This window comes from Enterobacteriaceae bacterium Kacie_13, assembly GCA_013457415.1.
Taxonomy (GTDB): domain Bacteria; phylum Pseudomonadota; class Gammaproteobacteria; order Enterobacterales; family Enterobacteriaceae; genus Rahnella.
The window spans coordinates 4,242,398-4,264,462 of the sequence record CP045665.1 but is presented as its reverse complement, the minus strand read 5'-3'; the positions used below and the strand labels follow the sequence as shown (position 1 = coordinate 4,264,462).

The window sequence follows — 22,065 nt, the reverse complement described above, 5'->3', positions numbered from 1 at the left end:
TCAGGAGCGCGAATGCAGGTTTTACATGTTTGTTCCGAGCTGTTCCCCCTGTTGAAAACGGGCGGCCTGGCCGACGTCGCCGGGGCGTTGCCCGCCGCACAGATCGCCGAGGGCGCGGATGTCCGCGTCCTCATTCCTGCTTTCCCTGACGTCAAAAAAGGCCTCGGAGAAACGCGGGTGATCGGTACGCTGGATACGTTCGCCGGTTATGTCACGCTGTCGCTGGGCTACTTTGACGGCGTCGGTATTTATCTGATTGATGTCCCCGGTTTGTACGATCGCCCCGGCAGCCCGTATCACGATCAGTCATCCTTCGCCTACGCCGATAACCATCTGCGGTTTGCGCTTTTAAGCTGGATGGCGTGCGAACTGGCGCTGGGGTTTGATCATCACTGGCAACCGAATATTGTGCATTCCCACGACTGGCACGCGGGGCTGGCGTCGGCTTATATCCGCGCGCGTCATGCGCCGGTAAAAACGGTGTTTACTGTGCACAATCTGGCGTTTCAGGGGTTGTTTGGCGGGCACCATTTGGATGAGTTGTACATCCCGCGCGAGTTCTTCCAGATGCACGGGTTGGAGTTTTACGGCCAGATTTCCTATCTGAAAGCCGGTTTGTATTACTCCGATCACGTCACGACCGTCAGCCCGACCTACGCCAAAGAGATCACCCGTCCGGAATATGGTTACGGTATGGAGTCTTTGTTGCAGCAGCGGGAGAGGGAAGGGCGGCTGACCGGGATCCTTAACGGGGTCGATGACGCTATCTGGCAGCCACGCGATGATGTGTTGCTTTCCGCGCGTTACGACGCCGAGGATTTACGATCCAAAGCAATTAATAAGGCCTATCTGCAACGGGCGATGGGGCTCGATGTGGATGATTCGCGGCTGGTGTTTGCGGTTGTCAGCCGTTTGACCAGCCAGAAGGGGCTGGATCTGGTGCTTGAGGCGTTGCCGGATTTGCTTGAGCGCGGCGGACAGCTGGCGCTGTTAGGCGCGGGCGACGCGGTGCTGCAACAGGCGTTTCTGGCGGCGGCGGCGGATAATCCTGGGCAGGTCGGCGTTCAGCTCGGTTATCACGAAGCCTTTTCTCATCGCATTATCGGCGGCGCGGACGTCATTATGGTGCCAAGCCGCTTTGAGCCTTGCGGCCTGACGCAGTTGTACGGTTTAAAATACGGCACCCTGCCGCTGGTGCGCCGAACCGGCGGGCTGGCCGATACGGTGGTGGACTGTGCGCTGGAAAATCTGGCTGACGGAACGGCCAGCGGTTTTGTCTTTGAAGAAGCCACGGGGAAATCGCTGGCCAGTGCTATCCGCCGGGCATTTGTTCTGTGGAGTCGTCCTAAACACTGGCGACATGTGCAACAACACGCCATGGGTATTGATTTTGGCTGGAAGGTTGCGGCGCAGGAATATATCACGCTGTATAACCGTCTTATGTCCTGAACCCCTGAACGTAGCTAACTTGATCGGGAATGTAACGTTATGACTTCACCGTTTAATTACAACTCACCGACAGTCAGTGTCGAAGCGCTAAAGCATTCTATAGCCTATAAGCTGATGTTTATTATCGGCAAAGACCCGTCCATCGCGACGCAGCATGACTGGCTGAATGCCACGTTATTTGCGGTACGCGACCGTATGGTCGAACGCTGGCTGCGCTCCAACCGCGCGCAAACCTCACAGGATGTGCGGCAGGTTTACTACCTGTCGATGGAGTTTCTGATTGGACGCACTCTTTCCAATGCACTGCTGGCGATGGGCATTTACGACGATCTCAAAAGTGCGCTCGATGAAATGGGTTTCGATCTTGAAGAACTGATCGGAGAAGAAAACGACCCCGGTTTAGGCAACGGCGGTCTCGGGCGTCTGGCGGCATGTTTCCTCGATTCTCTGGCGACGCTGGCGCTGCCGGGGCGCGGTTACGGCATTCGCTACGAATATGGCATGTTCGCGCAGAACATCGTCAACGGTGAGCAGAAAGAATCGCCTGATTACTGGCTGGAATATGGCAATCCGTGGGAGTTTCAGCGCTACAACACCCGCTACAAAGTGCGCTTTGGCGGTCGCGTCCAGCATGAAGGTGTGAAAACCCGCTGGCTGGAAACCGAAGAAGTCATCGCCTGCGCTTATGATCAGGTGATTCCCGGTTACGATACCGACGCCACCAATACGCTGCGGCTGTGGGGCGCACAGGCCAGTAACGAAATTAATCTGGGTAAATTCAATCAGGGCGACTACTTTGCGGCGGTGGAAGATAAAAACCATTCCGAGAACGTGTCGCGCGTGCTGTACCCGGACGACTCCACTTACTCAGGCCGTGAACTGCGCCTGCGTCAGGAATATTTCCTGGTCTCGGCGACCGTGCAGGATATCCTCAACCGTCACTACACCACCCACCACACTTACGACAATCTGGCCGACAAAATCGCCATTCACCTCAACGACACGCACCCTGTGCTGTCGATTCCTGAGCTGATGCGGTTGCTGATTGATGAGCATAAATTCGAATGGCTGGCCGCGTGGGAAACTGTTTCGCGGGTATTCTCCTACACCAATCACACGTTGATGACTGAAGCGCTGGAAACCTGGCCGGTGGACATGATTGGCAAGATCCTGCCGCGTCATCTGGAGATTATTTTCCAGATCAACGATCACTTCCTTAAAGAAGTGGCTGTGCAGATCCCGGGCGATGACGGTCTGCTGTCGCGGGTGTCGATTATCGACGAAGGCAATGGTCGCAAGGTGCGAATGGCCTGGCTGGCGGTGATCGCCAGTCATAAAGTCAACGGCGTCTCCGCGCTGCACTCTGATCTGATGGTGCAGTCTCTGTTCGCTGATTTCGCGCATATTTACCCAGATCGCTTCTGCAATAAAACCAATGGCGTGACGCCGCGCCGCTGGCTGGCACTGGCTAACAAACCGCTGTCGGCGGTGATCGACGATGCTATCGGGCACACCTGGCGTTCCGATCTCAGCCAGCTTTCTGAGCTGAATCAGAATCTGGATTATCCGAGCTTCCTCCAGGCTCTGCGCAAGGCCAAGCTGGATAACAAAAAACGACTGGCGCTGTATATCGCGCAGAAACTGAATATCGTGGTGGATCCGAAAAGTCTGTTCGACGTGCAGATCAAGCGCATTCATGAATACAAACGCCAGCTGATGAACGTGTTGCACGTCATCACCCGCTACAACCGCATTCTGGAAGAGCCTGATGCCGACTGGGTGCCGCGCACGGTGATTTTTGCCGGTAAAGCGGCCTCGGCGTATTATGCTGCCAAGCAGATTATTCGCCTGATCAACGATGTCGCGACGGTAGTGAACAACGATCCGCGCATCGGCAACAAGCTGAAAATCGTCTTCATTCCGAACTACAGTGTCAGTCTGGCACAGATGATCATTCCGGCGGCCGATCTCTCTGAGCAGATCTCGCTGGCGGGCACGGAAGCGTCGGGGACCAGTAACATGAAGTTTGCCCTGAACGGTGCGCTGACCATCGGCACACTGGACGGCGCGAATGTCGAAATGCTCGAACATGTGGGCGAGGATAATATCTTTATCTTCGGCAACACCACCGAGCAGGTTGAGGAATTGCGCCGTCAGGGCTACAACTCCCACACCTACTACGAGCAGGACGCCGAGCTGCATCAGGTGCTGACACAAATCGCCACCGGTGTATTCAGCCCCGGCGAACCCAAGCGTTACAGCAACGTGTTCGACACGCTGGTAAACCTCGGAGACCATTATCAGGTACTGGCGGATTACCGCAGCTATGTCGATACGCAGGATAAAGTCGACGAACTGTATACGATGCCGGAAGAGTGGACGCGCTGCACGCTGCATAACATCGCCAACATGGGCTATTTCTCGTCAGACCGTACTATTCAGGAGTACGCCGATGAGATTTGGAACATCAAGCCGGTGAGATTGTAGAGGCGTTTTGAGTGAAATGTTGAAAGGCATCCCCGGCCGATGGTCGGGGATTTTTTTTGTACTGAAAAATATGATCACCAGTCCTGCGGCACTTCTTCCTGTCCGGCGCGGAACTGGCCGCGCGGCATGATATTCAGGGTTTCATGAAGTTCGGACCATACCAGTACAATGTCGCCGGTTTTCAGCTGACGTTTCACGTCATCCACTTTCTGTTCGAGAGAGCGTTCCTGCTCGCCGTAATCGGTGCCTTCGCGCAGGACAAAAGATTCCACCACGCTGGTGAGAATTTCCGCGTCCAGTTCTTGCCAGGGAATAATCAAAACTTTGCTTCCTTTGTTGGGGCGTCTTGCTCTAAATACGGGGCGATCCACGCCGGGATGCGTTGCTCCAGCCACATTTGTGGTTTACGCAAACTGCCGGAAACAAACCCGACATGTCCGCCGTGTTCGGTCAGCTGATACTCGACGCAGTCCGGTAAATCTTCGGCTTTAGGGATGACGTCTGGTGTCATAAACGGATCGTCTTTCGCATGGATAATCAGCAGCGGCGTCCGCACCCGCGACAGTAACGGCAGGCCGCTGCACCGGCGGTAATAATCCAGCGCGTCGGCAAAACCATGGGCTTTAGAGGTGATCGCGTCGTCGAATTCGCGCAGGCGACGCATGGATTTCAACTGTGCCAGCGTAACCGGCAGCGTACCCGGATATTTAGCCAGTTTACGTGAGGCGTTCAGTTTGAGCTGATCGAGCAGATAACGCTGATAAATACGCGATGAACCCTGCTCAAGCCGGTACGCGCAGGGTTCAAGCATCAGCGGCGCCGACACCACGACGGCCGCGCTGAGCGTACAATTTTTGCCCTCCTGACCAAGATAGCAGGCCAGCATATTGCCACCGAGCGAGACGCCGACCGCGCCGGTGGGCACGACGCCGAAGGTTTCATTAAGCCAGCGGATGAAAAAACGGGCATCTTCGGTTTCGCCGGAATGATAAATCCGCTGGAGTTTGTTGGGTTCGCCACTGCATCCGCGAAAATGCATCACTACGCCCAGCCAGCCACGGTCTTTCCACGCCTGTAATAAGCCGTGCGCATACGGGCTGTAGAAGCTGCCTTCCAGCCCGTGAAACAGCACCATACGCGGTTTATGGCGCGCCAGCTGCGGATCTTCGCTCCAGGCTAAATCCAGAAAATCGCCGTCGGGCGTGTCCAGTCTTTGCCAATAGGGTTTAAGTTTTGCGTGCCGCCTGACCAGCCGCGGTAACAGCGTCTGGATATGCGGATTACTGGCCCCGCGCAGGGGGCGAAAGGATTCATACATAAGATGAATAAATTTCTCTTTAGAGTCTCTTGTGCGATCAATATCACGCTGTTAGCTTCAATGCTATCGCACAACTGAATCGAACGTCACCGGGTGAGGAGCACCCAATTAAATGGAACTTAGTTTATTTTTATCTATGCTCGGTTTTTTATGGGTCGCGGCCATTACACCGGGCCCGAATAATATGTTGTTAACCACCTCCGGCGCTAACTTCGGTTTCTTCCGCTCAATATGGCTGATGGTCGGCATTATGCTCGGCATGCAAAGTATTTTGCTGCTTGTGGCGTTTGGCGTCGGCGGGTTGATCACGGTTTATCCGGCGTTACACCTGTTCCTGAAAATCGCCGGTAGTCTCTATCTGCTGTGGCTTGCGTGGAAGATTGCCACCTCCGCCTACGAAAAACTGGAAACCGGGGCGCCGCCGCCGAAGCCGATCCGGTTGTATCAGGGCTGGTTGTTGCAGTTCCTGAATCCAAAAGCATGGCTCATGGGGCTGGGCGCAGTGGCGAGTTTCAGTCTGGCAGGCGCGTACTACAATCATTCGATTGCGGCTATCAGCCTCGGCATGTTCATGGTGAATCTGGTTTCCGGGATTATCTGGCTTGGGTTCGGTACGGTGATTGGCCGCCTGTTACGCAGCCGCCGCGCGTGGTACACGTTTAATATCGCGATGGGTATTCTGACGGCGGCCTGCGTGTTGCTGATCTGGCACTGATTATCTTCTTCGTTTTCTGAGGCCTCCGCCGCGAGGCCTTTTTACTGCACCTATATATTCCAAAAATGCATTAAAGATAATTTCTAATTACTTTATCTATTTTTACGCCTCCGCTACAAATGTGAAACACACAATATGACGCCCTGCGCGGAGCTGACCGACATGACCTCTCTCAATACTTTCCTTTTCCCGGCTGTGAAAAAAAGTGGCCTGGCCATCGCGCTCAGCGTAGCGGCATTCTGCGCGCAGGCAGCGGATGTCACCGTGGCTTATCAGACCTCTGCTGAACCGGCTAAGGTTGCGCAGGCAGAAAATACCTTTGCCAAAGAATCCGGCGCGCAGGTGGACTGGCGCAAGTTTGACAGCGGCTCGAGCGTGCTGCGAGCGCTGGCCTCCGGGGACGTGCAGATTGGCAATATCGGCTCCAGCCCGCTGGCGGTCGCTGCCAGTCAGAAGCTACCGATCGAAGTGTTTTTACTGGCGTCTGAACTCGGCAGTTCCGAAGCGCTGGTAGTGAAGAAAAGCATTAACGATCCGAAAGACCTGATCGGCAAACGCATCGCGGTACCTTTTATTTCCACCACCCATTACAGCCTGCTGGCGGCGCTGAAGCATTGGGGTATCGATCCTAAGCAGGTCACCATCGTGAATTTACAGCCTCCGGCTATCGCAGCCGCGTGGGCGCGTGGCGATATCGACGGTGCGTATGTCTGGGCACCGGCGGTGAATGAACTGGAGAAAACCGGCAAAGTGCTGACCGATTCAGCACAGGTCGGCAAATGGGGTTCACCAACGCTGGATGTGTGGGTTGTGCGCAAAGACTTCGCCAAAGCTCATCCTGATATCGTGACTGCTTTTGCCCGCAGCGCCCTGAAAGCGCAGGGCGATTATCTGCAACAGCCGGAAAAATGGTTACAGGATAAGAAGAATCTCGACACATTGTCGCGTTTGAGCGGCGTGCCGGATGATCAGATCCCCGGTCTGGTGAAAGGTAACCGTTATCTGCCGGTGAGTGAGCAGATTACCCAGCTCGGTGAACCGGTGAACAAGGCCATTAAAGACACGGCGGCGTTCCTCAAAGAGCAGGGGAAAATTCAGCAGACCGACGATGATTACAGCGATTATGTGACCAGCCAGTTTGTGAAAGCAGTCCAGTCTGGCCCGAAATCCTGAGGAACTCGCTATGTTAAACGTCTCACATTTGTCGGCTGAATATCAGGGGAAACCTGCTCTGAAAGACATCTCCTTGCAGATTTCCAGCGGTGAACTGGTGGTGGTGCTCGGGCCCTCCGGCTGCGGAAAAACCACGCTGCTCAACCTGATCGCAGGTTTTCAGCCCGCGTCTTCCGGGAGCATTACGCTGGACGGTCAGCCGGTGAACGGGCCGGGAGCCGATCGCGGTGTGGTCTTTCAGCATGAAGGTTTGCTGCCGTGGCGGGACGTGCAAAGCAATGTCGAATTTGGGCTGGAACTGGCGGGCGTGAAAAAAACACAGCGACGCGATATCGCGCAACGCATGTTAAGTAAGGTCGGTCTGGCCGGATATGAAAAGCATTTCATCTGGCAGCTCTCCGGCGGAATGCGTCAGCGGGTAGGGATCGCCCGCGCGCTGGCGGCAGATCCGCAGCTGCTGTTGCTCGATGAACCCTTTGGCGCACTCGATGCTTTTACCCGCGAACAGATGCAGGAATTACTGCTGACTATCTGGCGCGATACCGGCAAACAGATTTTGCTTATCACCCACGATATTGAAGAAGCGGTGTTTCTGGCGAGCGAACTGTTGCTGCTGTCGCCGGGGCCGGGTCAGGTGGTTGAACGGCTGAAGCTCAATTTTGGCCAGCGTTATGCCAGTGGTGAAAACTGCCGGGCGATCAAATCTGATCCCGAATTTATTGCTCAGCGCGAATACGTGCTGGGTAAAGTCTTCCAGCAGCGCGAGGTGCTGATATGAGCCTGCACTCCGCGTTGAAAACCGCTACACCGTCTGCCGTTTCGGGTCGGAGATTTCGCCTGCCGCGCAATGTGCGCCTGAGCATTGCCACATTGGTGGTGTTGTTGCTGGTCTGGTGGGCGATAACGGCGCTGCATCTCATCAGTCCGTTATTTTTACCCGCGCCGCAGCAGGTTTTACATCAGCTGTATGTGATCGCCAGCCCGCAAGGATTTATGGACGCCACGCTGTGGCAGCATCTGGCCGCCAGCCTGACGCGCATCGTGATTGCGCTGCTGGCTGCGGTGATTCTCGGCGTACCGGTCGGAATCGCCATGGGATTGAATGACACGGTGCGTGGCATTCTTGATCCGCTTATCGAACTGTACCGCCCGGTGCCTCCGCTGGCGTATTTGCCGCTGATGGTCATCTGGTTTGGAATCGGCGAAACCTCAAAGATTTTACTGATTTACCTGGCGATTTTTGCCCCGGTGGCGCTTTCAGCGCTGGCGGGTGTACGCAGCGTGTCGCAGGTGCGGGTTCGCGCTGCCCAGGCCATGGGTGCCAGTAAAATACAGGTTTTGCGTTACGTGATTTTGCCGAGTGCGCTGCCGGAAATCCTGACGGGTATCCGCATCGGACTGGGTGTCGGCTGGTCAACGCTGGTCGCGGCTGAGCTGATAGCTGCCACGCGCGGGCTCGGCTTTATGGTGCAGTCGGCTGGTGAGTTTCTGGCGACAGATGTCGTGATTGCCGGGATCAGCGTCATCGCGCTGATCGCATTTAGTCTTGAACTCGGGTTGCGCGCTTTGCAGCGAAAGCTGACCCCGTGGCATGGAGAACAACAATGAACGAACGTCTGACAATCACGCCGTTAGGCCCGTATATCGGCGCGCAGGTCGAGAATGTGATTCTGAGTAAACCGCTGTCTGATGCGCAGTTTGAACAGCTGTATCACGCATTGTTAAAGCATCAGGTGCTGTTCCTGCGCAATCAGCCTGTTACGCCGGTTGAACAACGTGCTCTGGCAGCCCGTTTCGGCGATTTGCATATTCATCCGGTATATCCACATGCGCCGGGTGTGGAAGAAATCATTGTGCTGGATACGCATGATGATAATCCGCCGGATAATGACAACTGGCACACTGACGTGACCTTTATCGAAACGCCGCCCGCCGGTGCGATTTTAGCGGCGAAAAAGTTGCCTTCTTTTGGCGGAGACACGCTGTGGGCCAGCGGGATTGCCGCGTATGACGCGCTATCTGAGCCTTTGCGGAACTTGCTGACGGGCTTGCAGGCTGAACACGATTTTACCAAATCCTTCCAGGAGTTTAAGTACCGCAAAACGGCCGAAGAACACGCTCAATGGTTGAAAGCCAAAGAGAAGAATCCTCCGTTGCTGCATCCGGTGATTCGAACACATCCGGTGAGCGGTAAACAGGCGTTGTTCGTCAATGAAGGTTTTACGACGCGGATTGTTGGGCTGAGTGAAAAAGAGAGTGCGGCGATCCTGACGTTTCTGTTTAGCCACATCACCAAACCTGAGTTTCAGGTGCGCTGGCGCTGGCAGGAAAATGACATCGCGATCTGGGATAACCGTGTGACGCAGCATTATGCCAATGCGGATTATTTGCCGCAGCGGCGGATTATGCACAGGGCGACGATACTGGGCGACAAACCTTTCTATCGATAGTCGCGTGGTTGTGCGGGGCTGCGGCAGCGTTGCCCCGGGGTGCTCACATACTTGAGTATGCTCCGCTCCCAGGGCGTCTTGCGCCTTGCCTCGCTCCCGCACAATCACGCTTCGTCTTGAGACGGTTATGAACCGAAATTAGTTTTCTAAATCAAACGTTTTTGCCAATGTTTCCAGTTGTTCCTGCGCGTCGAGCCAGGTCATTTCGGTATCATCGAGTGCGCCTTTGACTTTGGTCTGCTGTTGCAGGCATTCCGTCAGTTCAGCTTTACGGCTGATATCATAAATCGCCGAGTCGGCCAGACGGTCTTCGAGCGTGGTCAGTTCGGCGGTCAGTTTTTCCATCTGCGTTTCCAGCTTAGTAATCTGTTTGCGCAGTGGCTGAGTCTGGTTGCGGAAATCGGCTTCGCGACGTTTCTGATCTTTGCGCGACTGCGCGCTGTTGATGCTGCCGTCTTTCGAAGGCGCATCCTGCTGATTTTCCTGACGTGAAATATCCACCAGCCATTGCTGATAATCTTCCAGGTCGCCGTCGAACTGTTCGACTTTGCCACCGTGAACCAGATAAAGATCGTCGGTGGTGGAACGCAGTAAGTGGCGGTCATGCGAGACCACGACCATCGCACCTTCGAAGTCCATCAGCGCTTCGGTCAGCGCCTGACGCATATCAAGATCCAGGTGGTTCGTTGGTTCATCGAGCAGCAACAGGTTCGGTCGTTGCCAGACGATCAGCGCCAGCACCAGACGCGCTTTTTCACCGCCGGAGAAACGCCCGGTCGGATCCGTCACTTTGTCGCCGTGGAAGCCGAAACCGCCGAGATAATCACGCAGCTGCTGTTCGGTTTCTTTTGCTGCCAGTCGCACCAGATGTTGCAGCGGAGAATCTTCCGCACGCAGAAACTCAAGCTGATGCTGCGCGAAGTAACCGAGTTTGACCCCTTTCGACAGGCCGATATCGCCCTGCAGCGGCGCCATGGTTCCGGCGAGTAATTTAATCAGCGTCGATTTACCGGCGCCGTTGCGACCGAGCAGGCCGATACGCGAGCCAGGCACCAGATTAAGTTTGATCGAATCCAGAATGGTGGTTTCGCCGTAGCCAGCGCTGACTTTTTCCATGCGCAGAAGAGGATCAGGTAAACTTTCCGGCGAACGGAAGCTAAAATGAAAAGGATTGTCGACGTGCGCCGGGGCAATCAGTTCCATACGCTCCAGCATCTTGATACGGCTCTGCGCCTGCTTGGCTTTGGTCGCCTGCGCCCGAAAACGATCGATATAGCTTTGCAGATGCGCCACTTTTTCCTGCTGACTTTCAAACAATGCCTGCTGCTGCGACAGTTTGGTCGCACGCTGACGTTCGAAAGACGAGTAGTTGCCGGTGTATTCGTTCAGCGTCTGCTGTTCGATATGCAGAATTTTATCGACGATAGGATCGAGGAAATCGCGGTCATGGGAAATCAGCACCAGCGTGCCGGTATAGCTTTTCAGCCATTTCTCCAGCCAGATCACCGCGTCCAAATCGAGGTGGTTGGTCGGTTCATCGAGCAACAGCAAATCTGAACGGCAGATCAGTGCTTGCGCCAGGTTAAGGCGCATACGCCAGCCGCCGGAAAAGGATTTCACCGGCTGCTGCAGCTGATTCTGACTAAAGCCTAAACCGCTGAGCAGGCTGGAAGCTCGCGCCGGAATGGTCCAGGCATTAATCGCATCGAGTTTGCCGTGCAGCGTGGCGATGGCGTGGCCATCATCACGATCGTTCGCGAGCTGTAATTCGGCTTCTAATTGACGAAATTCGCGATCGCCGTCGATAACATACTCTATCGCAGGCACGTCCAGGGCCGGCGTTTCCTGATTAACCCAGGCAAGCGCCCAGTTTGTTGGAAACGTCAGGTTTCCTGCATCGGCGCTCATTTCACCTTTTAACAGAGAAATAAGGGTGGATTTACCGCAGCCATTTTTGCCCACCAGCCCGACTTTTTGGCCGGGATTGATGGTCGCAGACGCGTTGTCCAGCAGCACGTTTGTGCCGCGTCGGATCTGTAAGGAGGAGAAAACAATCATAAAGCGCCGTGTTGAGAGTATGTTAAATTGTCACGATATTAGTTTAAACAAGACGTATCGCGTCCTATTTTGTCTTTGCGAAGCATGGTAACGGAAAAACCGCACCCTGACGACGCTTTGGAGGTATTGATGTCGCAGCCACCAAAGGTTTTGCTGCTGTACGCCCATCCGGAATCACCCGATTCGGTCGCCAACCGCGTTTTACTGCAGCAGGCACAGCAACTCGGCCATGTCACCGTGCATGATTTGTACGCCCACTATCCCGACTTCTTTATTGATATCCACCGCGAGCAACAGTTGCTGCGCGAACATAAGGTGATCGTCTTCCAGCATCCGCTTTATACCTATAGCTGCCCGGCATTGCTGAAGGAGTGGATGGATCGTGTGCTGGCGCGCGGATTCGCCAGCGGGGCAGGTGGCAACGAGTTGCGCGGCAAATACTGGCGTTCGGTGATCACCACCGGCGAGCCGGAGGGCGCGTATAAAGCGGGCGGGTATAACCGTTATCCGATGTCCGACATCATGCGGCCTTTCGAGCTGACGTCGGCGATGTGCCACATGCACTGGATGACGCCCATCATCATTTACTGGGCGCGCCGGCAGAAACCGGATGTGCTGCAAAGTCATGCTGAAGCCTACGGCGAATGGCTTAAATCGCCGCTGCCGCACGGAGGAATCGCCTAATGGATGGTTCGAATCTGCCCACAGCGATCTTGCTGTTTTTATTCGCTGCGGTGGTCGCAGTCCCTCTTGCGCAACGTTTAGGCATCGGCGCAGTACTCGGCTATTTGCTGGCCGGGATCGCCATCGGCCCCTGGGGGCTGGGCTTTATTCGCGACGTTGATGAAATTTTGCATTTCTCCGAGCTGGGGGTTGTTTTCCTGATGTTTATCATCGGGTTGGAGCTGAACCCCGGAAAGCTCTGGGCGCTGCGGCGGCAAATTTTTGGTGTCGGTGCCGGACAGGTGATCCTCACGGCGCTGGTACTTGGCGGGTTGTTGTATCTGACGAAATTCTCGTGGCAAGCGGCGGTGATCGGCGGTATCGGGCTGGCGATGTCCTCGACGGCGATGGCGTTGCAACTGATGCGTGACAAAGGCATGACCCGCAACGAAGGCGGGCAGCTGGGGTTTGCCGTGCTGCTATTTCAGGATATCGCTGTGATCCCGGCACTGGCGCTGATTCCGATTCTGGCAGGCGGCTCTGAGGGGGGCAATAACTGGGAAATGATCGGCATGAAAGTGCTGGCGTTCGGCGGGATGCTGATTGGCGGACGCTATCTGCTGAGGCCGATTTTCCGGCTGATCGTGGCCTCCGGCGTGCGCGAGGTGTTTACCGCCGCGGCGCTGCTGGTGGTGCTGGGCTCTGCGCTGTTTATGGATACACTGGGCTTCTCGATGGCGCTCGGTACGTTTATCGCCGGTATTTTACTGGCCGAAAGCGAATATCAGCACGAACTGGAAATCGCTATCGAGCCGTTTAAGGGTTTACTGCTGGGGCTGTTCTTTATTTCCGTCGGCATGGCGCTCAATCTTGGCGTGCTTTACACCCATATTCTGCTGGTGCTGGCGGGTGTGATTATTCTGGTGACCGTCAAAGGCGCAGTGCTTTACGGGCTTTCGCGGGTGTTTGGCCTGCGTACGTCGGTACGGTTGCAGTTTTCAGCAGTGCTTAGCCAGGGCGGCGAATTCGCCTTCGTGCTGTTCTCGGCGGCGGGTGCGCAGAAAGTCATTTCCTCCTCGCAGCTCTCCCTGTTGCTGGTGGTTGTCACTCTGTCGATGATGACCACGCCTCTGCTGATGCAGTGGGTCGATCGTATTCTGGTGCGCCGTTATAACGACGGCGAAGAGAGTGACGAGCAACATTTTGTGCAGGATGATGAGCCGCAGGTGATAATCGTCGGCTTTGGGCGTTTCGGTCAGGTGATCGGGCGTTTGCTCATGGCCAACAAGATGCGGATCACCGTGCTGGAACGCGATATCAGCGCAGTCGGCCTGATGCGCACTTATGGTTATAAAGTGTATTACGGCGATGCGACTGAACTCGAACTGCTCAGGGCGTCCGGCGCGGAGAAGGCGAAATCGATTGTCATCACCTGTGATGAACCGGAAGACACCATGACTATCGTCCATTTGTGTCAGCAGCACTTTCCGCATCTGAATATTCTGGCGCGCGCCCGTGGCCGCGTAGAAGCGCATGAACTGTTGCAGGCCGGTGTGGCGAACTTCTCCCGTGAGACGTTCTCCAGTGCGCTGGAGTTAGGCAAGAAAGCGCTGGTGACGCTGGGGATGCATCCCCATAGTGCTTACCGTGCGCAGCAGCATTTCCGCCGTCTCGATATGCGGATGCTGCGTGAACTGGTGCCGCAAAACCGCGGCGATGTGGCGCAGATTTCCCGTGTTAAAGAAGCACGACGCGAGCTCGAAGACATCTTCCAGAGCGAAATGCATAACGAACGTCGCCAGCTTGATGGCTGGGACGACGATGAATAGCCTGGCAGACGAAAAATAATTTCGCCATTTGATCGAAAACTGACCGGACGCAATGTCGGAAAATTCAGGAGAAGTAACATGGCTAGTACCCGTAAACGTTTCATCGCCGGTGCGGTATGCCCGAAATGTAAGGCGCTGGATACGCTGGCGTTATGGCAGGAAGATCAGGTTGAAGTGGTGGAATGCATGAAGTGCGGACACCATCAGCGGCAGACGGATGCACAGGTCAGCAAGAAGCTGCGCCCGGAAGAGCAGGTGATCGGTATTTTTGATCCGAAGTAGCGTTATTGCCCGCGATTTTTTATGCTGTGGGGTACAGCGACGCGGATTTCCGCTACACTCTTCGCCAAATTTATCCGGTATCGCTTTTCGGGATGATCTCATCGAAAAGTGGCCGTCACTGAATTAGTCTTGACCGACGTTGCGTACGTTGTTGAGACGTCCGCAGACAACAAATTAAGTTTCCAACGGTAGGAGTTATCATGAAAGTATCAAAAGACCTGGTCATCAGCGTGGCATATCAGGTACGTACAGAAGACGGTGTGTTGGTTGATGAATCTCCGGTGAGCGCACCGTTGGATTATCTGCATGGCCATGGTTCATTGATCTCTGGTCTGGAAACAGCGCTGGAAGGTCATGCAATTGGTGATGTGTTCGACGTGCATGTTGGCGCAAACGATGCGTACGGCAACTACGATGAGAACCTGGTTCAGCGCGTGCCTAAAGATGTTTTCATGGGTGTTGAAGAGCTGGAAGTTGGTATGCGCTTCCTGGCTGACACAGATCAGGGTCCGGTTCCTGTAGAAATCACTGAAGTTGACGGCGACCACGTTGTTGTTGACGGCAACCACATGCTGGCGGGTCAGGATCTGAATTTCCACGTAGAAGTGGTAGCAATCCGTGAAGCGACCGAAGAAGAACTGGCTCATGGCCACGTTCACGGCGAACACGGCCACGACCATGGTCATGATCACGAACATGGCGACGGTTGCTGCGGCGGCCACGGTCACAGCCATGATCACGATCACGGTCATGACGAACCGAAGAAAGGCGGCTGCGGCGGCAACGGCGGTTGCGGTTGTCACTAATCGCTTTGCGCGTTTAGTTGCATACATATAAGAAAGGCGCCTGATGGGCGCCTTTCTTTTTATCTGCATCCGCCACGCTATCAGTAATGCGGCGGTGGAGTCTCTTCTGACTGATCGGCAATCATCGACGGCTGGCTGGCGCGGAGTTTGTCGGTCAGCAGACGCAGATGATCTTGCAAACGGCTCATCTCGAGCTGGTGTTGCGTAACAATCATGTTCAGCTCTTCTATGGTTACTTCCTGAAAAGCCAGCTTGTTTTCCAGCATTTCCAGACGTTGTTCAACGGTATTTGAGTTCATCTTAATTACCTCATCGTGTGGCTCAAGTTGATCAGATTGAGCACTGACCGGAACTTCATTCTGTATTTAGGGAGGCGATTCTACCTGCAAATACGGCCAATTACCTGACCTCTGTGGTGCTTAACCATCGCTTTTCAACGGTTTTGCGAAACTTATTGATGCACAAAAGGTCTGAAATAGACGCTAATGGCATGTATAGAGATTGTTTTGTCGTGAGACGGACAGTTATAGTAACCGCCGAACTTTCGTAATGATTACCAGAAGACAGAAACTTCTGGTCCTGGAGAAATGGATGAAATCACTGTTTAAAGTCACCCTGCTGGCAACGACCATGGCAATCGCCCTGAACGCGACTCAGGTTATGGCTGCTGAAACTGCACCGGCCGCAGCAGCAACCCCTGCTGCCACCGCGCCAGCCGCAGCTGCACCCGCAGCGGCAGAAGCCTCTAAGTTTAAAAGTGATGACGAGCAGGCTGCGTATGCACTGGGCGCTTCATTGGGTCGTTATATGGACAACTCCCTGAAAGAACAAGAAAAACTGGGCATCAAACTGGACAAAGACCAGCTGATCGCCGGTGTTCAGGATGCGTTTGCGAATAAAAGCAAACTGTCTGATCAGGAAATCGAGAAAACCCTGCAAACCTTCGAAGGCCGTGTGAAAGCTTCTGCGCAAGCGAAGATGGAACAGGACGCAAAAGCGAACTCTGATAAAGGTGATAAATTCCGTGCTGACTTCGCCAAAGAAAAAGGCGTGAAGAAAGCAGAATCTGGCCTGCTGTATCAGGTAGAAAAACCAGGTACCGGCGCAGCACCGAAAGACAGCGATACCGTTGTCGTGAACTACAAAGGCACCCTGACCGACGGTACAGAGTTTGATAACTCTTATACCCGTGGTGAGCCACTGTCTTTCCGTCTTGATGGCGTGATCCCAGGCTGGACTGAAGGCCTGAAACACATTAAGAAAGGCGGTAAAATCAAGCTGGTTATTCCACCGGAACTGGCCTACGGCAAAACCGGCGTGCCGGGGATCCCTGCAAACTCTACTCTGGTGTTCGACGTTGAACTGCTGGATGTGAAAGCAGCACCTAAAGCAGATCCTAAAGCAGCCGAAAAACCTGCTGAAGCTGAAGCCGCGCCAAAAGCTAACTAAGCTCACGCTCAGTGGCTGCACAGAACCGTCGCATAACGCGGCGGTTTTTTTTCGCCAGTGACTTTTATCGCCATCAACCCCTCTTTTTTACTGCGGTTACTCTATGATGATTACTTGACGCGTTTGTCCGTCGGGCATAACGTCACAGATCCGTAAACTCGCAAGGCCGTTTTTTCTGTAGTTTTGATACAGTAACGACCCTGGAATGATGAATAATGCGCCCATGGCTCCATGAGAAGGCGCGATGCAGAGGGTGGTAGCTTCAATGTCTAATTCGCTTATAACTGGCGAAACCGGCGAGCTGGATTTGCTGGACCAACGTCCTTTCAGCCAGGTCGATCACGAAATTTTGTCCTCCTACGAAGCCGTTGTGGATGGACTCGCGATGCTGATCGGTGAGCATTGCGAAATTGTTCTTCACTCGCTGGAAGACCTGAAATGTTCTGCGGTGCGTATCGCCAACGGCGAGCACACGGGCCGCAAGATTGGATCACCTATTACCGATCTGGCGCTGCGCATGTTGCATGACATGACCGGTGCGGACAGTAATGTATCTAAAGCTTATTTCACTCGCGCTAAAAGCGGTGTGTTGATGAAGTCGGTCACAATCGCCATTCGCAATCGCGAACAGCGCGTGGTGGGACTGCTGTGCATCAACATGAATCTTGACGTACCTTTCTCGCAAATCATTCAGACCTTCATGCCGCCTGAAACTCAGGAAGTGGCACCGTCGGTAAACTTCGCCTCGTCTGTCGATGATCTTGTGGCGCAAACGCTTGAATTCACGATTGAAGAAGTGAATGCGGATCGCAATGTGTCTAATAACGCGAAGAATCGTCAGGTGGTGCTGAATCTTTATGAAAAAGGTATTTTTGATATTAAAGATGCCATTAATCAGGTGGCTGATCGCCTGAATATCTCCAAACATACGGTCTACCTGTATATCCGCCAGTTTAAAAGCGGAGATCTGGTGGGGAACGAACGTTGAAACTGCGTTACTGCCTGCTGGTCACCGGCCCGGCCTATGGCACTCAGCAAGCGAGTGCCGCCTATCAGTTCGCGCTGGCGCTTCTCTCCAGCGGTCATCAGCTCGAGAGTGTCTTTTTCTATCGCGATGGTGTGCTCAACGGCAATCTGCTTTCAGCACCGGCGTCTGATGAATTCGATCTGGTTCGCTCATGGCAACGAATGGCAGCGGATCATCAGGTGGCGCTCAACGTGTGCATTGCAGCGGCCCTACGTCGTGGTGTAATCGATGAAAACGAAGCGACCAATCAGGGACATGGCCAGACTAACCTGCAACCCGGTTTTTCATTGACCGGACTCGGCAGTCTCGCGGAAGCCTCGCTGACCTGTGATCGTATGGTGCAATTCTGATGTGTTATGGCTGGAAATAATGATGAAGAAGGTGGCGTTTATTTTCACGCAGGGGCCTCACGGGACTTCCGCCGGCCGCGAAGGGCTGGATGCGTTGCTCGCAACCTCTGCGCTCACCGAAGACATTGGCGTCTTTTTCATGGCCGATGGCGTTTTTCAGCTGATGCCCACCCAGCAGCCGGAAAAAATATTAGCGCGTAATTATATCGCGACATTTGGCGTGTTATCGCTTTATGACGTCGATCAGTGCTTTGTCTGCGCAGAGTCTTTGAAGGCGAGAGGATTATCCGCAACGCATGAATGGGTGCTGGATGTGGTGCCGCTGTCTGTATCTGAAATCAGCAGACAGCTGGCTGAATATGATGTGGTGATGACGTTCTGACTCAGGAATTACAATGCTTTTTACTCTTGCCCATTCCCCGCAACACTGTGATTTCCCGCTGCTTATTAAACTGGTCGCTCCGGAAGATGCGCTGCTGCTGATGCAGGACGGTGTACTGGCAGCTATCGAAGGGAGTCAGGCATGTGAACTGTTGTTTCAGCATGTGCAGAGCGTCTATGTATTAAGCGAGGATTTGGCGGCCAGAGGATTGGTTGGTCAAATTTCGCACAACATCACGCTGATCGACTATACTGGTTTCGTCGCGCTGACGGAGAAACATGCCCAGCAAACGGCATGGTGAATCAATGATGTGCTGTATATTTCTTGACACCCTCCATGGTCAGCTCTAAAATTCTGCGTCCCCATATTAGCTAATGCTTTTTATGGGGCGATTTATCACGCGTTTACAAAGTAGTTTATGAATCAAAATCCAGGAGCTTTTTAATGGCAACAATTAATCAGCTGGTACGCAAACCACGCTCTACGAAGGTTGCTAAAAGCAACGTTCCAGCGCTGGAAGCTTGCCCGCAGAAACGTGGCGTATGTACTCGTGTATATACCACCACCCCTAAAAAACCAAACTCCGCATTGCGTAAAGTATGCCGTGTGCGTTTGACTAACGGTTTTGAAGTTACCTCCTACATTGGTGGTGAAGGTCATAACCTTCAGGAACACTCCGTGATCCTGATCCGTGGCGGTCGTGTAAAAGACTTGCCAGGTGTGCGTTATCACACCGTCCGCGGCGCGCTGGACTGTTCAGGCGTTAAGGATCGTAAGCAATCTCGTTCTAAATACGGCGTTAAAAAGCCGAAGTCTTAATGGTTCTCCGTTAAGTAAGGCCAAACATTTTCACATTACTGTCAAAATAAACTCTTAGAGTTTTGGACAATCCTGAATTAACAACGGAGTATTTCCATGCCACGTCGTCGCGTCATTGGTCAACGTAAAATCCTGCCAGATCCTAAGTTCGGATCCGAACTGCTGGCAAAATTCGTAAACATTCTGATGGTAGATGGTAAAAAATCTACTGCAGAAGCAATCGTCTACACTGCTCTTGAGACCCTGGCTCAACGTAGCGGTAAAGGCCACCTGGAAGCTTTCGAAGTCGCACTGGACAACGTTCGTCCGACTGTCGAAGTTAAGTCCCGCCGCGTAGGTGGTTCTACTTATCAGGTTCCAGTAGAAGTCCGTCCGGTTCGTCGTAATGCTCTGGCAATGCGTTGGATCGTTGAAGCTGCTCGTAAACGCGGTGATAAATCCATGGCTCTCCGCCTGGCGAACGAACTTTCTGATGCTGCAGAGAACAAAGGTACTGCAGTTAAGAAACGTGAAGACGTTCACCGTATGGCTGAAGCCAACAAGGCGTTCGCCCACTACCGCTGGTAATCACTTCGCTGTAGTTATGCTAACCAAGCGGGCGCTTCAAGAAGCCAACCCGCTTGGCTTAACCGAACTTGAACGTCCTAGTTATAGAGGAATCAAATGGCTCGTAAAACACCCATTGAGCGCTACCGTAACATTGGTATCAGTGCTCACATCGACGCCGGTAAGACCACTACTACCGAACGTGTTCTGTTCTACACCGGTGTAAACCACAAAATCGGTGAAGTTCATGACGGCGCAGCAACCATGGACTGGATGGAGCAGGAGCAGGAACGTGGTATTACCATCACGTCCGCTGCGACCACCTGTTTCTGGTCTGGTATGGCTAAGCAGTTCGAACCACACCACATCAACATCATCGACACCCCGGGGCACGTTGACTTCACCATCGAAGTTGAACGTTCCATGCGTGTTCTTGATGGCGCGGTAATGGTTTACTGTGCTGTTGGTGGTGTTCAGCCACAGTCTGAAACCGTATGGCGTCAGGCGAATAAATATAAAGTTCCACGTATCGCGTTCGTTAACAAAATGGACCGTATGGGTGCTAACTTCCTGAAAGTTGTTGATCAGATTGAAAAACGTCTGGGCGCAACTCCGGTTCCTCTGCAGCTGGCTATTGGCGCTGAAGAGAAATTCACTGGTGTTGTTGACCTGGTGAAGATGAAAGCAATCAACTGGAACGAAGCCGATCAGGGCGTGACCTTCGAATACGAAGAGATCCCGGCTGATATGCAAGAACTGGCTGAAGAATGGCGCCAGAAACTGGTTGAAGCCGCTGCTGAAGGCTCTGATGAGCTGATGGAGAAATTCTTTGGTGGCGAAGAGCTGACTGAAGAAGAGATCAAAGCTTCTCTGCGTAAGCGCGTTCTGAACAACGAAGTTATCCTGGTTACCTGTGGTTCTGCGTTTAAAAACAAAGGCGTACAGGCAATGCTGGATGCTGTTGTTGAGTATCTGCCAGCACCAACTGACGTTGAAGCTATCAACGGCTTGTTGGATGACGGTAAAGACACTCCAGCAGTTCGCCATTCTGATGATTCTGAGCCGTTCTCTGCTCTGGCGTTCAAAATCGCAACTGACCCATTCGTGGGTAACTTGACGTTCTTCCGTGTTTATTCCGGTCTCGTCAACTCTGGTGACACTGTATTTAACCCAGTGAAATCACAGCGCGAACGTCTGGGGCGTATCGTTCAGATGCACGCTAACAAGCGTGAAGAAATTAAAGAAGTTCGTGCAGGCGACATCGCTGCAGCGATCGGTCTGAAAGACGTGACTACTGGTGATACTCTGTGTGATCCGGATAACGTGATCATTCTGGAGCGCATGGAATTCCCTGAGCCGGTAATCTCCGTTGCGGTAGAACCAAAAACCAAAGCTGACCAGGAAAAAATGGGTCTGGCTCTGGGCCGTCTGGCGAAAGAAGACCCATCATTCCGCGTATGGACTGACGAAGAATCTGGTCAGACTATCATCGCAGGTATGGGTGAGCTTCACCTGGACATCCTGGTTGACCGTATGCGTCGTGAGTTTAACGTTGAAGCGAACGTAGGTAAGCCGCAGGTTGCTTACCGTGAAGCGATTCGTTCCAAAGTGACTGACGTTGAAGGTAAACACGCCAAGCAGTCTGGTGGTCGTGGTCAGTACGGTCACGTTGTGATCGATATGTATCCGTTGGAGCCGGGCTCGAATCCGAAAGGCTACGAGTTTGTCAACGAAATCAAAGGTGGTGTAATTCCTGGCGAATACATCTCTGCGATTGACAAAGGCATCCAGGAACAGCTGAAATCAGGTCCGCTGGCGGGTTACCCAGTAGTAGATCTCGGTGTGCGTCTGCACTTCGGTTCTTACCACGACGTTGACTCCTCTGAACTGGCGTTTAAACTGGCCGCTTCTATTGCCTTCAAAGATGGCTTCAAGAAAGCGAAACCAGTTCTGCTTGAGCCGATCATGAAGGTTGAAGTGGAAACTCCAGAAGAGAACACTGGTGACGTCATCGGTGACCTTAGCCGTCGTCGAGGTATGCTGAAAGGCCAAGATTCTAACGCTACTGGCGTTGTGATCCATGCCGAAGTTCCGCTCTCCGAAATGTTCGGTTATGCGACTCAGCTGCGTTCACTGACTAAAGGCCGTGCATCTTACTCCATGGAATTCCTGAAGTATGATGATGCGCCAAATAACGTGGCCCTGGCCGTTATTGAAGCTCGTGGCAAATAAGCCACAGGTTTAAACACAATGATCCCGTGC

23 protein-coding genes are annotated in these 22,065 nt (G+C 53.5%); 19 read left to right on the top strand and 4 right to left on the bottom strand.

Annotated features, from left to right (window positions below; all coding sequences use genetic code 11):
- Positions 1 to 12: 12 nt before the first annotated feature.
- Positions 13 to 1,449, top strand: a complete 1,437-nt coding sequence (gene glgA, locus GE278_19640; GenBank protein QLK62826.1) for a glycogen synthase GlgA — start codon at positions 13 to 15, stop codon at positions 1,447 to 1,449.
- Between the two features lie 39 nt (positions 1,450 to 1,488).
- The gene (locus tag GE278_19635) at positions 1,489 to 3,936 is read left to right on the top strand and encodes a glycogen phosphorylase (protein ID QLK62825.1); all 2,448 of its coding nucleotides are present in this window, start codon (positions 1,489 to 1,491) and stop codon (positions 3,934 to 3,936) included.
- 74 nt (positions 3,937 to 4,010) lie between these two features.
- On the opposite strand, the gene GE278_19630 is transcribed toward GE278_19635, so the two are convergent.
- Positions 4,011 to 4,256, bottom strand: a complete 246-nt coding sequence (locus GE278_19630; protein QLK62824.1) for a YheU family protein — start codon at positions 4,254 to 4,256, stop codon at positions 4,011 to 4,013.
- Positions 4,253 to 5,254, bottom strand: coding sequence for a hydrolase (locus GE278_19625; protein ID QLK62823.1), 1,002 nt, complete (start codon positions 5,252 to 5,254; stop codon positions 4,253 to 4,255). Before GE278_19625 ends, GE278_19630 begins: the two co-directional genes overlap by 4 nt.
- A gap of 112 nt (positions 5,255 to 5,366) precedes the next feature.
- On the opposite strand from GE278_19625, the gene GE278_19620 reads away from it, so the two are divergent.
- From GE278_19620 to tauD, 5 genes are all read left to right on the top strand, one after another.
- A complete protein-coding gene (locus GE278_19620) occupies positions 5,367 to 5,969 on the top strand; it encodes a LysE family translocator (GenBank protein ID QLK62822.1) in 603 nt (200 codons plus the stop codon).
- Positions 5,970 to 6,131: 162 nt separating this feature from the next.
- Entirely contained in the window at positions 6,132 to 7,142 is a 1,011-nt protein-coding gene (gene tauA / locus GE278_19615) for a taurine ABC transporter substrate-binding protein (GenBank protein QLK63355.1), read from the top strand.
- Positions 7,143 to 7,152: 10 nt separating this feature from the next.
- A complete protein-coding gene (tauB, locus tag GE278_19610) occupies positions 7,153 to 7,920 on the top strand; it encodes a taurine ABC transporter ATP-binding subunit (GenBank protein ID QLK62821.1) in 768 nt (255 codons plus the stop codon).
- Positions 7,917 to 8,750: a taurine ABC transporter permease TauC gene (tauC, locus tag GE278_19605; protein ID QLK62820.1), complete on the top strand. Its 834-nt coding sequence runs from the start codon at positions 7,917 to 7,919 to the stop codon at positions 8,748 to 8,750. The genes tauB and tauC overlap by 4 nt, the downstream gene beginning before the upstream one ends.
- Positions 8,747 to 9,592: a taurine dioxygenase gene (gene tauD / locus GE278_19600; protein QLK62819.1), complete on the top strand. Its 846-nt coding sequence runs from the start codon at positions 8,747 to 8,749 to the stop codon at positions 9,590 to 9,592. The genes tauC and tauD overlap by 4 nt, the downstream gene beginning before the upstream one ends.
- Positions 9,593 to 9,730: 138 nt before the next feature.
- Here the strand turns inward: tauD and GE278_19595 are convergent, their stop codons facing one another.
- Entirely contained in the window at positions 9,731 to 11,650 is a 1,920-nt protein-coding gene (locus tag GE278_19595) for an ABC transporter ATP-binding protein (GenBank protein ID QLK62818.1), read from the bottom strand.
- Positions 11,651 to 11,779: 129 nt separating this feature from the next.
- On the opposite strand from GE278_19595, the gene kefG reads away from it, so the two are divergent.
- The 4 genes from kefG (at position 11,780) to GE278_19575 (ending at position 15,230) form a co-directional block, all read left to right on the top strand.
- Positions 11,780 to 12,334, top strand: coding sequence for a glutathione-regulated potassium-efflux system ancillary protein KefG (gene kefG, locus GE278_19590; GenBank protein QLK62817.1), 555 nt, complete (start codon positions 11,780 to 11,782; stop codon positions 12,332 to 12,334).
- Positions 12,334 to 14,142, top strand: coding sequence for a glutathione-regulated potassium-efflux system protein KefB (gene kefB / locus GE278_19585; protein QLK62816.1), 1,809 nt, complete (start codon positions 12,334 to 12,336; stop codon positions 14,140 to 14,142). Before kefG ends, kefB begins: the two co-directional genes overlap by 1 nt.
- 78 nt (positions 14,143 to 14,220) lie before the next feature.
- A complete protein-coding gene (locus GE278_19580; protein QLK62815.1) occupies positions 14,221 to 14,424 on the top strand; it encodes a YheV family putative metal-binding protein in 204 nt (67 codons plus the stop codon).
- A gap of 200 nt (positions 14,425 to 14,624) precedes the next feature.
- Positions 14,625 to 15,230, top strand: a complete 606-nt coding sequence (locus tag GE278_19575) for a peptidylprolyl isomerase (protein QLK62814.1) — start codon at positions 14,625 to 14,627, stop codon at positions 15,228 to 15,230.
- 80 nt (positions 15,231 to 15,310) lie between these two features.
- On the opposite strand, the gene GE278_19570 is transcribed toward GE278_19575, so the two are convergent.
- Complete coding sequence (locus tag GE278_19570; GenBank protein QLK62813.1) at positions 15,311 to 15,529, bottom strand: lysis protein; 219 nt, start codon at positions 15,527 to 15,529, stop codon at positions 15,311 to 15,313.
- Between the two features lie 292 nt (positions 15,530 to 15,821).
- Here GE278_19570 and fkpA point away from each other — a divergent pair, with 292 nt between their 5' ends.
- The 8 genes from fkpA (at position 15,822) to fusA (ending at position 22,035) form a co-directional block, all read left to right on the top strand.
- On the top strand, positions 15,822 to 16,679 hold the full coding sequence (gene fkpA, locus GE278_19565) for an FKBP-type peptidyl-prolyl cis-trans isomerase (protein ID QLK62812.1): 858 nt from the start codon (positions 15,822 to 15,824) through the stop codon (positions 16,677 to 16,679).
- 253 nt (positions 16,680 to 16,932) lie between these two features.
- Positions 16,933 to 17,667, top strand: coding sequence for a hypothetical protein (locus GE278_19560; GenBank protein ID QLK63354.1), 735 nt, complete (start codon positions 16,933 to 16,935; stop codon positions 17,665 to 17,667).
- Complete coding sequence (tusD, locus tag GE278_19555) at positions 17,664 to 18,056, top strand: sulfurtransferase complex subunit TusD (GenBank protein QLK62811.1); 393 nt, start codon at positions 17,664 to 17,666, stop codon at positions 18,054 to 18,056. Before GE278_19560 ends, tusD begins: the two co-directional genes overlap by 4 nt.
- Before the next feature lie 22 nt (positions 18,057 to 18,078).
- The gene (gene tusC / locus GE278_19550; GenBank protein ID QLK63353.1) at positions 18,079 to 18,438 is read left to right on the top strand and encodes a sulfurtransferase complex subunit TusC; all 360 of its coding nucleotides are present in this window, start codon (positions 18,079 to 18,081) and stop codon (positions 18,436 to 18,438) included.
- A gap of 13 nt (positions 18,439 to 18,451) precedes the next feature.
- Positions 18,452 to 18,739, top strand: a complete 288-nt coding sequence (gene tusB, locus GE278_19545) for a sulfurtransferase complex subunit TusB (protein QLK62810.1) — start codon at positions 18,452 to 18,454, stop codon at positions 18,737 to 18,739.
- Positions 18,740 to 18,882: 143 nt separating this feature from the next.
- Positions 18,883 to 19,257 (top strand): 30S ribosomal protein S12, encoded by a 375-nt coding sequence (gene rpsL / locus GE278_19540; GenBank protein QLK62809.1) that lies wholly within the window; start codon positions 18,883 to 18,885, stop codon positions 19,255 to 19,257.
- Between the two features lie 96 nt (positions 19,258 to 19,353).
- A complete protein-coding gene (rpsG, locus tag GE278_19535) occupies positions 19,354 to 19,824 on the top strand; it encodes a 30S ribosomal protein S7 (GenBank protein QLK62808.1) in 471 nt (156 codons plus the stop codon).
- 96 nt (positions 19,825 to 19,920) lie between these two features.
- Complete coding sequence (fusA, locus tag GE278_19530; protein ID QLK62807.1) at positions 19,921 to 22,035, top strand: elongation factor G; 2,115 nt, start codon at positions 19,921 to 19,923, stop codon at positions 22,033 to 22,035.
- The last annotated feature ends 30 nt before the right edge of the window (positions 22,036 to 22,065 follow it).